General features: G+C 37.1%; 14 protein-coding genes. 12 read left to right on the top strand and 2 right to left on the bottom strand.

Annotation, left to right across the window (positions count from 1 at the left end):
• Window positions 1-14: 14 nt before the first annotated feature.
• The 3 genes from GSB9_00733 (at window position 15) to ettA (ending at window position 2616) form a co-directional block, all read left to right on the top strand.
• Complete coding sequence (locus tag GSB9_00733) at window positions 15-635, top strand: L-threonylcarbamoyladenylate synthase (protein ID UKM64186.1); 621 nt, start codon at window positions 15-17, stop codon at window positions 633-635.
• An 89-nt stretch (window positions 636-724) separates the two neighbouring features.
• Window positions 725-907: a CAL67264 family membrane protein gene (locus GSB9_00732; GenBank protein UKM64185.1), complete on the top strand. Its 183-nt coding sequence runs from the start codon at window positions 725-727 to the stop codon at window positions 905-907.
• Between the two features lie 17 nt (window positions 908-924).
• Window positions 925-2616, top strand: coding sequence for an energy-dependent translational throttle protein EttA (ettA, locus tag GSB9_00731; GenBank protein UKM64184.1), 1692 nt, complete (start codon window positions 925-927; stop codon window positions 2614-2616).
• Window positions 2617-2650: 34 nt separating this feature from the next.
• On the opposite strand, the gene GSB9_00730 is transcribed toward ettA, so the two are convergent.
• On the bottom strand, window positions 2651-2896 hold the full coding sequence (locus GSB9_00730; protein UKM64183.1) for a hypothetical protein: 246 nt from the start codon (window positions 2894-2896) through the stop codon (window positions 2651-2653).
• Between the two features lie 228 nt (window positions 2897-3124).
• Here GSB9_00730 and GSB9_00729 point away from each other — a divergent pair, with 228 nt between their 5' ends.
• The 9 genes from GSB9_00729 (at window position 3125) to GSB9_00721 (ending at window position 12961) form a co-directional block, all read left to right on the top strand.
• The gene (locus GSB9_00729; protein UKM64182.1) at window positions 3125-4468 is read left to right on the top strand and encodes a microtubule-binding protein; all 1344 of its coding nucleotides are present in this window, start codon (window positions 3125-3127) and stop codon (window positions 4466-4468) included.
• A 251-nt stretch (window positions 4469-4719) separates the two neighbouring features.
• Window positions 4720-5784: a hypothetical protein gene (locus tag GSB9_00728; protein ID UKM64181.1), complete on the top strand. Its 1065-nt coding sequence runs from the start codon at window positions 4720-4722 to the stop codon at window positions 5782-5784.
• Between the two features lie 55 nt (window positions 5785-5839).
• Window positions 5840-7804 (top strand): AAA family ATPase, encoded by a 1965-nt coding sequence (locus tag GSB9_00727; GenBank protein UKM64180.1) that lies wholly within the window; start codon window positions 5840-5842, stop codon window positions 7802-7804.
• The gene (locus tag GSB9_00726) at window positions 7794-8378 is read left to right on the top strand and encodes an NUDIX domain-containing protein (protein ID UKM64179.1); all 585 of its coding nucleotides are present in this window, start codon (window positions 7794-7796) and stop codon (window positions 8376-8378) included. Before GSB9_00727 ends, GSB9_00726 begins: the two co-directional genes overlap by 11 nt.
• Before the next feature lie 2 nt (window positions 8379-8380).
• Window positions 8381-9628 carry a hypothetical protein gene (locus GSB9_00725; GenBank protein UKM64178.1) on the top strand — a complete coding sequence of 416 codons (1248 nt, stop codon included), beginning with the start codon at window positions 8381-8383 and terminating at the stop codon, window positions 9626-9628.
• A gap of 39 nt (window positions 9629-9667) precedes the next feature.
• A complete protein-coding gene (locus GSB9_00724) occupies window positions 9668-10024 on the top strand; it encodes a four helix bundle protein (GenBank protein ID UKM64177.1) in 357 nt (118 codons plus the stop codon).
• 55 nt (window positions 10025-10079) lie between these two features.
• The gene (locus GSB9_00723) at window positions 10080-10595 is read left to right on the top strand and encodes a hypothetical protein (GenBank protein UKM64176.2); all 516 of its coding nucleotides are present in this window, start codon (window positions 10080-10082) and stop codon (window positions 10593-10595) included.
• Between the two features lie 110 nt (window positions 10596-10705).
• Entirely contained in the window at window positions 10706-12400 is a 1695-nt protein-coding gene (locus GSB9_00722) for an energy-coupling factor transporter transmembrane protein EcfT (protein UKM64175.1), read from the top strand.
• Window positions 12401-12469: 69 nt separating this feature from the next.
• Entirely contained in the window at window positions 12470-12961 is a 492-nt protein-coding gene (locus GSB9_00721) for a hypothetical protein (GenBank protein ID UKM64174.1), read from the top strand.
• A gap of 85 nt (window positions 12962-13046) precedes the next feature.
• On the opposite strand, the gene GSB9_00720 is transcribed toward GSB9_00721, so the two are convergent.
• A complete protein-coding gene (locus GSB9_00720) occupies window positions 13047-14066 on the bottom strand; it encodes a formimidoylglutamase (GenBank protein ID UKM64173.1) in 1020 nt (339 codons plus the stop codon).
• Between the last annotated feature and the right edge of the window lie 53 nt (window positions 14067-14119).

Below are 14119 nucleotides of genomic sequence, written 5' to 3'. Positions count from 1 at the left end.
ATAACATTGAGTGTATGGCTGAATTTATTAGAATTTACGAAGAAAATCCAAACCCGAAAGAAATTGAAAAGGTAATTTCGGTTTTAAAACGTGGGGGACTTATCATTTATCCTACCGATACAGTTTATGGTTTGGGTTGTGATATTACGAACGTAAAGGCTTTAGAACGAGTGGCTAGAATTAAGGGCGTAAAACTTGAAAAGTCTAACTTTTCATTTATCTGCCATGATTTAAGCAATTTAAGTGATTACGTAAAACAGATAGACACCTCTGTATTTAAAATTCTCAAACGGGCGTTGCCTGGGCCATATACGTTTATATTGCCGGGCTCAAAATCGTTGCCCAATCCGTTTAAGAAAAAGAAAACGGTAGGTATTCGTGTGCCAAACAACAACATTGCCCTAGAAATTGTGAAACAATTGGGTAACCCTATTATTTCCACATCCATTCGTGATGAGGATGAGGTTTTAGAATATACAACCGATCCCGAATTAATTTTAGAAAAATGGGATAATTTAGTTGATTTAGTTATCGATGGCGGTTATGGAGATAATGAACCTTCAACAGTTATCGACCTATCTGATGGCACTCCAGTTATAGTTCGTGAAGGTAAGGGAGGACTTGAAATTCTTTAAGTTTTTTTAGATTTCATTTTATAAAATAAAGAGAGTTTTGTTCAAAAAAAACGATATTTGCGATTAAACTAATCAAAAGAAAATAGATTATGGCGATGAATAAAAATACGGTATTAGCGTGGGCTACATGGATTATGATTTTTGTTGGCCTAGGGCTAATAGCTATGGGAGCTTTTAAATACCAAGAAGTTGCAGGATGGGGGTTTGCTGCCGTAGGTTTAGGCTTTTTTGCAGTAGCTTGGGTTTTTAATGCTTTAAAAGGACGTGTTTAATTAATTTAAAGTAAACTATGAGCGACGATAAGAAAATTATATTCTCTATGTCTGGTGTTACCAAGACATTTCAAAGTGCAAATACTCCGGTACTAAAAAACATTTACTTAAGTTTTTTCTACGGTGCCAAAATAGGAATTCTTGGGCTTAACGGTTCGGGAAAATCTACTTTGTTGAAAATAATTGCTGGTGTTGATAAAAACTACCAAGGGGATGTCGTGTTTTCGCAAGATTATTCGGTGGGATATTTAGAGCAGGAACCGCAACTTGACGACGACAAAACAGTTATGGAAGTGGTACGTGAAGGTGCCGCCGAAACGGTTGCTATTCTTGAAGAGTACAACAAAATAAACGATATGTTTGGTTTGGAGGAAGTGTATTCCGATTCTGATAAAATGGAGAAGTTGATGAACCGTCAAGCGGAACTCCAAGACCAGATTGATGCGACCAATGCTTGGGAACTCGATACAAAACTCGAAATCGCTATGGATGCATTGCGTACCCCAGACGGTGACAAAAAAATTGGGGTTCTTTCTGGTGGTGAACGCCGCAGGGTGGCCTTGTGCCGTTTGTTGCTTCAAGAACCCGATGTATTACTGTTGGATGAGCCCACTAACCATTTGGATGCCGAATCGGTACATTGGTTGGAGCATCATTTGGCGCAGTATAAAGGTACGGTAATTGCCGTAACACACGATAGGTACTTTCTTGATAATGTGGCTGGTTGGATTTTAGAACTCGATAGGGGTGAAGGTATTCCTTGGAAAGGCAATTATTCCTCTTGGTTAGATCAAAAATCTAAGCGTATGGCTCAAGAGGGTAAAGCGGCTTCTAAACGCCAAAAAACTTTAGAGCGTGAGTTAGAGTGGGTTCGTCAAGGCTCTAAAGGCCGTCAAACAAAACAAAAAGCACGTTTAAAGAATTACGACAAACTCCTAAGCCAAGACCAAAAGCAGTTAGATGAAAAATTAGAAATCTATATTCCAAATGGACCAAGGCTGGGTACTAATGTTATAGAAGCAAGAGGAGTGAGTAAAGGTTACGGCGATAAGTTGTTATATGAAGACTTAAACTTCAATTTACCCCAAGCAGGTATTGTTGGCGTAATTGGACCTAATGGTGCTGGTAAAACCACGATCTTTAGAATGATAATGGGCGAGGAAACGCCTGATAAAGGTGAGTTTATCGTTGGCGAAACAGCTAAAATAGCTTATGTAGATCAAAGTCACTCCAACATAGATCCCGAAAAAACCATTTGGCAGAATTTTAGTGATGAGCAAGAGTTGATTATGATGGGAGGGAGACAAGTTAATTCCCGGGCCTATTTAAGTCGTTTTAATTTCAGCGGAAGCGAACAAAATAAAAAAGTTAAATTACTCTCCGGAGGCGAGCGAAACCGTCTGCATTTGGCCATGACTTTAAAAGAAGAGGGTAACGTATTACTTTTGGATGAGCCTACAAACGATTTAGATGTTAATACACTTCGAGCCTTAGAGGAAGGTTTGGAAAATTTTGCGGGATGTGCCGTGGTGATATCGCACGATAGATGGTTTTTAGATAGAATATGTACACATATTTTGTCCTTTGAAGGTAATAGTCAAGTCTATTTCTTTGAAGGTAGTTTCTCTGATTATGAGGAAAACAAAAAGAAACGATTGGGCGGTGATGTGATGCCGAAACGAATCAAGTATAAAAAACTAGTAAGGTAATTATGGGAGACGCTCACTGAAAAGTGGGCGTTTTTTAGTTGTCACCCCCGTAAATATGGCCTTCGGTAAAATCTCGGTAAGGTTTATCTTCTTCCTCAGCTATTTTATTGTTCATAGCTTCCAAGCGTTCATTCTCTTTTTTTAGTTTGTAAGATTTTCTTAAGCCCAAAAGCAATAGAATGGCAAAAAACGCACCTACAGTAATAAGGACTGTGGTGGTTATGGCTCCAAAAAACAAAGCTGTACATGGCAGGCCTGAAATGGTTACATTAGCGATCATAGCGGTGCTATAATTGATTAATAGCTGTTCAAATATAAGGCATTTTATTGATCAAAAATCGAAATCTATCATAATATTATTCGGCAGATTGTTAAAATGTTTAATAATTTTTGTAACAAATAAAACCTCCGTCATACATATTTTTAGAGCATTTAAAATTTTGAAATTCATATTTTTTAACGAAATTGCTTGTCCGTAATTTTTTTCAACTTAAAAACTAAACATACCATGTCAGATGATTTTGATTTATTAGAAACCTCTTCAAACGAAAAAACAGAAAAAGTAGATGTTAATTGGGGCAAAGCCATAGACACGATGAAATCTAAGTTGTCGCAAGAAGACGATCCAGAAGTGCGTCAAAAAATATTGAATGCCACTTTAGATGATGTTGTTCACATGGCCGAAAAGGACCGCACAACGCTTCTTGATGCCATTAAAGATTTAACCGATTATCAAGATGAGGTGGGCATTATTTTCGAGAAATTCTCTTCCTTAAATGCCACAGAACAAAAAGTTATCGACGATGCCCAAAAAGCATTGGAGCGTGCTAAAATAGAGTTGGAAGATGCAGAGGCAAAACCTGATACTTGGTGGAACAATCTTTGGGGGCGTAAAAGTAAAATTAGAAAAGCTCAGGAAACCTTGAAGGCCGCTGAAAAAACAAGAGCAGCTGCCGACAATAAAGCCAAAGCGATGTTTCAAGAGCGTATTGAAAGTGCAGATGTGCAAACGCTTTTAAGAGAGTTGTCTTACAAATCGCAGGCTGCGGTATCGCGTTTAAAAAACCGTGAGGTTGAAATTAAAGAAGTTGAAGATAAATTGCAGGAGGCCATTGTTGAGGCCACAAAGAATCACACTAAGGCTTTAGAAAAGAAAAAAGAAGTAGAAACCAAACTTGAAGAACAATATGCACTGTTGAAACAGGCTCGACAGGAACTGGAAGATATTGCAGACAAGCAATCTGCCGAGTATGCCCAAGCCATTGGAAAAGTAACGGAGTTAGAACAAAAAGTAGAAGAATTGGAAGGTCTAAAAAATGCCTACACGACTTTGGCGGCGAGTAAGGACAGTTTTGTTCACAAACATAATTTAACCATAAAAGTACTGACTTCTTTACGTAGTAACCTGCAAACACATCGTGCTAAATTAAAAAGTGATACCGAAGAAAGGCTAAAGTATTATGATGGCTATGTAGTGGCCTTAAAAGCCAGAACCGACCAAGAATTTGCTGCTATTTTAGAACATTTGGGAGTTAAAACCGATGAGCATATCGGGGAAACTTTAGCGGCGATGCATACGGCAAGTGCTAAAGCCCGACAAGATATGATGGATAATATACCTGTACACGAAAAAGTGATGCAAGGTGTTTATGGTAGTTATGCTGAAGCTTTACAGGAAATAAGGGCTAAAGATGGTGAAATACAAAAGAATTTTGCCGATCGTTACGGTATTGATATGAAAGAGCTTTTTGAAGATTATTATAAAGCCGATGCTAATAAACCAGCAGGTGATGGTGGTAAACCCACTGGGAAACCTAAGCCTGAAGCTGGATCTGATGATTTGTTGAGTTAATTATTGTGTGACGGAATAACGTCACAACTTTTGTCCGTCGCCAAAGTATTCCGCTAGTGTTTAGGGATTATGGAGGCTTCAGCGTTAGGGATAATAGTGAAAAGCCCACAGTGACGCAGGAGCGAGGACTTGTAACGGATAGCCCGAACTCCCGATAACTATCGGGGAGGTAAAGCCCAAATAATTAAATAAAAATATTACTGTGCTTTGGTGATACTGTGCACTGAGTACTACAACCGAATACTGAATTAATGTCCATAAATCATATTGTTACACCTCTCGATTCTGCTGTTCTTGATTCTAAGGAGCAATATATTTTTTATCATAAAATGATAGATTTTGCTCTTAAAGAATTGATAGTGGCCGTACAAAGACAAAAGCTTTGTAACGAGCAGGAAGTGTTGCTTTTTAAGCAATATTGCGATTTGCTTCTGTACTCCATTGAAGCCATGCGTATAAAATACATGTACGATGATGAAGATAATATGAAAGTGGATTTAACCGAATCTGGTTTCCCCAACTATTTGGAGTTCCGGTATCTGTTCAACGATTTGGAATTACGTGATGAATACATCGGAAAGCTTACACCCATTGCAAAGTTAAAAGAGGAGTTTTTGCATACCCTAATGCATAAAAAACAACCAATAAAAAAGAGTAAATTATTTCAGGCGGCTTCGATTGTGTATTATACTTCGGTAAACAAACAATACATTTTTAACCGTTTTGTGCAGGGCAAGATTATTAATGCGCCAGAGGAGGTTGAAACAAAATATATGACGAGTTGGAGTTTTTATGATGTATCGCATAACCGTCCGTTTATCTGCTTTATGTATTTTGATTACAGCGGAACAGATGCGAGGGAGCATAAAGAAGATATTTATGAGGTTTTAAAATCCGTCGCCGACCGAGACATGAGCTTAGATATGATGGCGCATACCATTGACAGGAAATTGCCAAAAGTATTTCCGAAGCTAATAAAGCGTATTGATTTAGGACCTATCCACAATGTTTTTGCAAAAGATGAAAACCAATTAACACACGCTATTTTAGAAAGTATTGGCAAAAAGGAAGTTCCGCTTGAATCGTATGCTATTTCTTTTAAAATGGATGAGGTGAAATCGGAAAGTGAATTTAAGGAAGGTGGGTTTTTTAGTAGACAAACTTTGCAAAAATGGGACGATGTTTTGAAACAAAAGTATGTTTTTGCACCGCATAGAATTATTCAATTGTTTTATAATAAAACCCCAGAATTGATGAATGGATTGGCTGAAGTGCCAATTGAGCTTACTGAATTAAAAATAGATTTAAAAAAGTGAACATTCGCAGTCACAGTATGCAGTTTTGTAAACTGAGACTGAAAACTAAAAATACATGGAACACAACTCGACATTCCCTATAAAATTAACCGAACTCGATATGCTTCGTGATGAAGCGACGTCCTACTTAAAAAGTGTACAATGGGAGCAAGGTGCCCGTGCTAAAAACAGAGATAAAGAGGCCAAGGATGAATCCATTTTATTGTATTTGTCTCGTGCTAACAACGGAACAAACACCGCTGAAATCACGTCTGTTTCAAAAACCATTTTGGCACTAAAAAAACGCTTGTTACCAGATTCGGTCGCCATTCCTGTTAAGTTAAACAAAGCCCTCTTTGCGGTGCAGGAAGGTATAACTTTGGGTATTTGGATTAAGGACAGTTTTTACGATTCTTCGGGCCTATCCAGTTTAAATGAAAATAAATCGGCATTAGACAACAGGGGTAAACGTGAGTTCGAAAGCAAAATGCACACCGCTACGGCCTTTATGTTGTTTGCTACGGCTTATAAAATTTTACATGATTTAAAACCTCATGCTTCCGATGATTTAAGTGTGATGAAGCAAAAGTTTGCCGGTATACCAGAGGTTTCTTTTATGTCGCCCATAAAAGGAATTTCGTGTGCTTTATTTTATTACGATAAGTACTTAGGGCATCCCGAAATAATAAAATCTGATAAGGATGTTGTTGATTTTACGGTGGTTTATTTTGATGCTTTAATTGGTGAAATCCAATTACGAAAAAGCACCTTGGAATATACTGAAACCCTAGAAGACAGAACCTATAAATTAGAAAAATCGGAATTTGCCGTTTCCGGATGGAATAATGTGTTTCAGGGAGCTGCTAAGAGTGTGGAGTTCAACAAAATCCAATTTGAGCAAATTGTGGGGAACCGTGATGCGAAACATTTTGCGCGTCGGTTAACCGAACGTTTATTGAGTTACGATTTTACGGCTAAGAAAAATCCTTTTCAGGAGCTCGGTGGTTTTATGCCGGTGTTCATGGGTTACGGGATTCCCGGTACGGGAAAAAGCATGTTAATTGCCGCCATCGCTACGCGTTTGAAAGAGCATTGCGATACTTTGGATATTCCGTTTTTGTTTCATCCTATGCCCGATACATTGATTTCCACCTTTCAAGGGGGGTCGGCCGAAAAAATGGTAGAATGGATGAAACCCATGCAAGACCCCACCAAACTTATTTTTGCGCCCATTGATGATGCCGAAAACAACTTGCAAGAACGAACAGCACAGGGTGTTTCGGCCGGAGTAAAGGAAGTTATTGGTGTGTTTTTACGATATACTGAAGGCGCTTATGCGGTAAATTACGGAAACAGTTCCATTGGGCTCTTTACAAATTTGCCCGAAATGTTGGATAAGGCGGTGATTTCACGTGTTCAGGGGCGTTTTAAAATAGACGGTGCCCGTACCGAAAACGATTTTTTAGACCAAGACCATTTGTGGTGGCGTAAGTTTAACGATACCATGCCTGATTTTGTGAATATGCAAGGGCCGGAAAACTATAGTTATTTGCAGGGCCAAGGTTTAGCCAAAAATATGGGGGAAATCTTAAATCTAACCGACAAACCAACTGAAGAACGTGTTCATGAGATTTACGGCAAGGTGGAGAAAAAGTTTAAAACCAATCAACATTTATTTTATGCCCATTTGTATAAAAACATGCAGGAAGCCTTTCCGTTTTTTTCTTCAAGAGATGTGCGTAATATTCAAAGTGCCGTTTCATTACGTTTAACCGATTTTGATTTGGAGGAAGATTGGTTTGAAAACCCCGAAATCTATTTCAAAAAAGACTACGAAACCAAGTTTAAGATGCTTCAGGAATTGATGCGAGCCAATATGAAAGGGCTTGATTTTTCAGAAATACGTCGGCAGGAAGTAGTGCGCTATTTGGACAATGTGGCCACGATTGCCGATACCGATTTTAAACGAAAAGTAGATGCCAGAGTGAATCAATTAAACATTGAAACCGAAGCTAGAAAAACGTTCGAAAATGAGCAATAAGCATATCAAAAATATAGAGAAGCAACTGCTTTCAGATAACTATTACATACTTAACCGCGTAACGTTCGACTATTTAATGAGCAGTGGCCAATGGGTCAACCAAATGCGTGAGGTTTACGATAGGGGTGATGGTGCGGGAATTCTGTTGTACAACAAGACAAGAAAGACGGTTATCTTAACCAAACAATTTAGAATGCCAACCTTTATGAATGATAACGAAGATGGTTTTCTGGTTGAGATTGCGGCAGGTATGTTGGACAAAGACAATCCGGAAGCTTGTATTATTCGTGAAACCGAGGAAGAAGTGGGCTATAGACTTAAGGAAGTAAAAAAGGTTTACGAAGCGTATTCATCCCCTGGGGTTATGACCGAAAAAATGCATTTTTTTGTCGGCGAATATACCGACGACATGAAAGTTGATGAGGGCGGCGGATTGGATAGTGAACACGAAGATATTGAGGTTTTGGAAATACCTTATAAGGTAGCAATAGACATGCTTAACAGCGGTCAAATTGAAGATACCCGAACCATTGTATTGTTACAATACGCGCAAATCCATAACTTATTGTATTAAAAATGGATAAATTAAAAGCGGCCAATTTATATAGAAGTGAACTCATTCCCGTAAGTGGGAAGCAGGTTGAGCGATACAATAAATGCTTGGTTAAACTGGGCTTTACTGAAACTCAATTAAAAACGTTTCATATAGACGGTAAAGGTTGGAGTCCAGAAATAGCAGAAGAAAAACAAGATGACCATTACCTAAATAACGGCGAAGCCAACCCGCACGGCATCATTATTTCACCGTTACAAAAAGGTAAGCCGGTGTATTGGCCTTTCCATAGTTTTGATAAGGATATCATGACTTTTATATTTAAAATTCATGGAGAAAAAATAAAGGACATTACCCGCGATTGTGCCATTTGTCTAGATTTTGAACAAGGTATAGATGTGTTTTACGAACCATTGGACGTGTTGAAATATGATAAGGTAAATATTCATTTTCACCTGATAAACGATTTAGATAAAATTCAAAAACAACAATTAGAATTGGTGGATTGTTTTAGTCAGGGTAATAATTTTATTGATGAGAATATCCATCAACAATTATTGGATTCTGCCAAAACATTTGGCGATTTAAGATTTCGTGATTTAGAGCTCCATGAGTTACATTACACTACAAGTTCATTTTATACCAAGTCATTCGGTGGTGTTTATCTATTGCGCGATTTTATAATGCCTATTGTGGTTTTTGAAAGTGAAAAGTGGTACAAGGAAGCTATAAAGGACACCACTCACGATGTGTTGATTTATCACATTCAGCAGCCCGAACTACTGGATAAATTGCGCGACCACGTTATTATTGAATACGATTTAGAAAAGGTTGTTAAAACCTCAAGATACGACCGAATTAAAAAATTTGAATTGGCGCAGCATTTAAAAGATACAAAGCATCCTGCAAATGATATTTTATCTGATGCCATTCTTTTTAAAAGCTATCTTAACAAGTTGGATATTGAATCGAGAAAAAAAGTAATGTGTGTGGAGCTTTATCTTGAAAAGCTTGAAATTAGCAACGCCTATAAGATTACAGATATTATCGATTTAAAAATTTTTGAGGCGCTGCATCAACCACATTCATCACTAGAACCTGGGCATCAAGATTTAATTTGGAAGTTGCTGGTTAACATCTCGCAGAAAGACGTGTTATTTTGGTATTGGTACGATAAGGAAGATTTTTATAAAAATTTTAAAACTTGGGACGAATCCTTCAAGGAATGGGTCATTGAGACGATAAGTATAAATTTAAAGAAAGAAGCTTGAAGTTAGAAGTGAGAAGTTTTAAATTTAGCCTATTTACATATGAAGTTTAAATTTGAAGATTTAATTATTTGGCAGAAGGGAATGGATTTGGGTGAAGAGATGAATACTCTGGCAAGTAAATTTCCTAAGGATGAAACTTACAATCTGTCGTCACAATTAAAAAGAGCTTCAGATTCTATCGCTCTAAATATTTCCGAAGGTTCAATTTTGCAATCCGGACCCGAGTACAGAAAATTTTTAGGCTATGCTATTAGGTCATTGGCAGAAGTAGTAACTTGTTTGCATAAAGCTAAAAGGAGAAATTATATTGAAGAGCATGTTTTTATGAAATTCTATAAAGAGTGTTTTGATTTGATGAATATGACCATAGCTTTTAGAAAAAAAATAAAAAATTAAGTACAGTAATAAGAAGTTTAAAACTTCAAACTCCGTGCTTCAAACTTTAATATTTATGACACTAGAATTAATCATTTTTATCGCATCCATATTGTTTGGGGCGCTCATATATTGGCGCGAATCGCAAAGCAATCGCTTGTATCGATTTTTTAATAAAATTATGTATTCCAGAAGTTTACAAATGAAACCTGCCGACAAAACGGGTTTTGTATATCAGCAAAAGTTTCTAGTCAGGTTGGTGTTCATCGGTTTTTTGTTCCTTATCGCTATTGTGGTTGCTCGTTTTTTAATTCCTATTGATGTTGCTACAATATCTATTTTTGCATCTATGATTGTGGGTACTTTGCTTGGTACGTATTTAGCGAATTTTGTATTTAAATCCAGTCAAGTTATTGATGAAAAAAGTGAATCTTTAGAAGGCATGATGCATGATACCATTGAAAAAGGAAAAGATTTTATCGAAGATTTAAAAACCAAAGATGCTGAAATAATAGAAGAACAACCTAAGGAAACACCCAAAAATGAAGAAAAAAGTGCTCGTGAGCGTTTAAAAGATAAAGGGTTGTTGTAAACGTCATTTCAAGGGAAGTATGACGAAGTAATCTTTTCAATTTAAGCAATTATATTAATAGATTGCCAAACTTTGATTTAGATAAGTTTAGCAATAACAAAATATAAAAAATGATAAAAAACTACTGGAATAAAGGAAAAAAGCAAAAGACAGTTACCATAATTGTTTTATTAATCTTATTTATTGTGCTTTTTGTTTTAAGAGACGATTATCAACCCGCATTGTTATTTTTAAGAAAATACGTTTTCGTTATTCTTTTGAGTGTTCTCGTGCTATTTTTTGGCCTAAGAAAATTCCGAAATTCGGCAAGTATCTTAGGGAGATTGGGGATTTTAGCATTATTGATTTTCTTTTTCGGCATATTATATGCTGTTGGATGGCACTTCAAAATGTACGAATACATGAAAACCTATAACGTATTCAATAATTTGAACAAGCTCGAAATTAACGAATTGCCATTAACGCAAAATGAGCGTATTCAGCCCTTACGAAATATCTTCTCTATGGCTAACGAAAGTGTTGGCGAAACCAAAGATGTATCATTACCGCACCTAGTAAGGATTGGAGATGAAAATAAATGGACTATGGCCATTCAACCTACCGAAAAATATATGTGGCAGGGCATGACTGATAATACCGAAGAAGTATTTGCCGTTTCAAGTACAACGCCATTTCCGCGATTTTCAAGCGAAAACAGAATTCCAGTTACCTTTTCGATAGGTGAATCGTTAAAATTCAGTCGAAACACTTATAATGCCGTAGTACAGCGCTTTAATTTTTTTCAATTGTTTACCATGGAGCCTAGCGACACGTATTATATGCAAAATGATTCTGGGCAATGGGTAGAGGTAGTAAGCTTAATTAAATGGAAAGGCTTCTTGTTTCCGTATCCAACTTTTGGTGGCGTTATGGTCATTGACAATGGAGAGCACAATTTTCAGGATTATATGGAACGCATATTAATAGGAAAAGGCACGTATATAAGTCCGGAAGAAATGAATAACCATCCGTTTTTAACACGTCAAAATACCTTGGCCGAAAAGGTGTCTAGGCTACAGGCCGAATCATTGAAATTCTTGGGAGGTTTTAGTGACCCCTTACCATGGAACATGGAAACAGCAGTTAAGATTCCAACCATGCCAAAAGACCAAAACCAGCAACCTTATGTAACCGATTTTGATTTTTCAGATACTAACGTGAATGCATATAGCGGTTTGTACCATTGGTTTGGCTTAGAGCCCGTAGGCGAGGAGCGTACCAGTTTAAGCTTTAGCGTTTTTATTCCAGCCGATGGAACCGATAAGCTCTATTATTACAATCACGCTGCTAAAAAGCAGGGGTATGCAGGAGTTTCGGCGATGCCCTTAAAGGTACAGGAATCGCGTAAGGAGTACGATTGGACGGCGAATACGCCGGTAGAATTTCGACCATATATAAAAAATATTGCAGGCAAAAAGCGTATGTTTTTTATGGGAACAGTTTCGTCCATTAGTAAAAAAAATGCCAATCAGTTTGATGGTTCGGCAACTCCCGATTTGGTGCTGGTAGATAGTGAGTACCGCGATGTGGTTTGGATAGATGTAAAACACCCCAGTCAATGGGACAAAACTGTTTATGATCAACTGCATGAGGCATGGCGGGCCAGTGAAGGTATTGGTTACTATTTTGTTGAAGAATCAAAAACAATTGATTTGGGCGAAACGGTCCAAGATTCCATTACAAAGGTCATCCCTGTAAAAGATGAAAAGGCAGCGTTATTGGAAAAACTTCAAAAGCAAATAGATTCATTGAAAGGAGCTAATTGAAGCTTGTTCTCGTTCTATATTAGTTGTAACAAAACCTCAAAATTTTAGACCTATAAATAAAGGTTTATTATGGGGTATATGGGTTTTGGCATGCAAAAATGGATTTATTCAAGAAATCCAAGAAAAAAGCTATTCGAAAAAGATAGAATACCTTCTTTTAATGCCCTTCCTAAATATTCAAGAACATTTGCAATACAGGCTAGTAAAAGGGAAAATAAAAGGCCGGTTGGCATACTTACCATTTTAATTATCGTTGCAGCGGCATTTATTGTGTTTTGTGCTTTAAACAGTTACAGTTTATATGAGAAAAAGCATGCTCAACAAATCATGCAGTATCATAATTATCAAAATGACAAAACATTTCGCTTTTTAATGACATCTGGAAAAGAGCGTTTACGTGATAAAAGGCCACTGGCAGCATATTCAGAATTTAAATTAGCTCAGAAAATTTATCCCAACCATACAGAATTACAACAGGTTTTAACCGAAACCTTAACTGTGCTTTGTGATAAGGAGAGTAAGTATTGTAAAGAGTTAGATGAGGCTCTGAAAAGTAATTGAATAATAGGCCAAATTTAATGTCGCTTTATCAAAATAAATAGTATCATTGGCTATTGGCTATTGGCTATTGGCTATTGGCTATTGGCTATTGGCTATTGGCCTTTATAAAATCGGTTATTAAATAGGTGATTAGTTTACCAACCTGGTAAGCCGTTCTTTTAGATGGTGCCGCTTCACAGATATGAAGATATGCCGCATTTTCATGCCCGCCAAAAAAGTTTACAAACTGTCTGACTTTGTTCACCGAAAAACCACTTGGTGTCATGGCGCTACTGGGTATGTTCTCAATAGCATCACAGTCTATTTCAATACCAAAAGGGTTATCTGAAACATGATTTAAAGCGCGTTTCATTTCTTTTTTTAAGCTACTTGTTTTTCTGATTTCTATATCTTCAAAAGCGTTGTATTCAATAGTTTTCTCTTTATCAAGGATGTTGATTATCTTATCGGAAGTGTAGTTTTCATGAAGCCCGAATGCAAAATAGTTCCCTAAAAAACCTTCGTTGAAAGCATAGGTAAAGCCGTTTCCGCTGTGGCGTCCTTCTTCGTCCCTAAAATCAGAATGGGCATCAAAATTAACAGCATTTATCGGGGTATTAAGCGCCAAGCTTGTACCTTTTAGGTTTCCGTAAGCATTGTTGTGGCCACCCCCAATAATAATGGGCTTTTTTCCAGCCAATACGATTTGATGGATAATGAAAGCCACTTTAGAATCAATCTGTTCAACAATTTTCCTAGCTTTTAAAATATCCTTTTTCTTTGTGGGTTTTAATTTTGAAATTTTATCCAGTTCATCTGAAAAGTCCAAATGCCCCAAAACCAAAACGTCCTTAGCTTTTGTAAAAACATTGCTTTGTATGTTTAACAAAACTTTAAGTGTGGCTTCCCAAGCTGCAGAGGAGCCAGTGTTTCCATGGTTTGCAAATACCCCAACATCTTCCGGAAAGCCTAAAACAACATACCTAACGTCCAAATTACCAAGCTGTTCGTATATATTGGAAATGCTGGTTAATATTTGAACATGTTGGCCAAATTTGGATTCACCAGAGCGTTTGTTTAATAATTTATTGCGCAGCGCATTGTTAAATAAAACGAGTTTATCCATCTGTTACCAAAAAATGATTTCATTATTAAAAATACAGCATTATTTGTTTATAG

The sequence above is a fragment of the Flavobacteriaceae bacterium GSB9 genome (genome assembly GCA_022749295.1).
Taxonomy (GTDB): Bacteria; Bacteroidota; Bacteroidia; order Flavobacteriales; family Flavobacteriaceae; genus Flavisericum.
The sequence above is the reverse complement of the archived record's forward strand: the minus strand, read 5'-3'. Positions and strand labels throughout refer to the sequence as shown.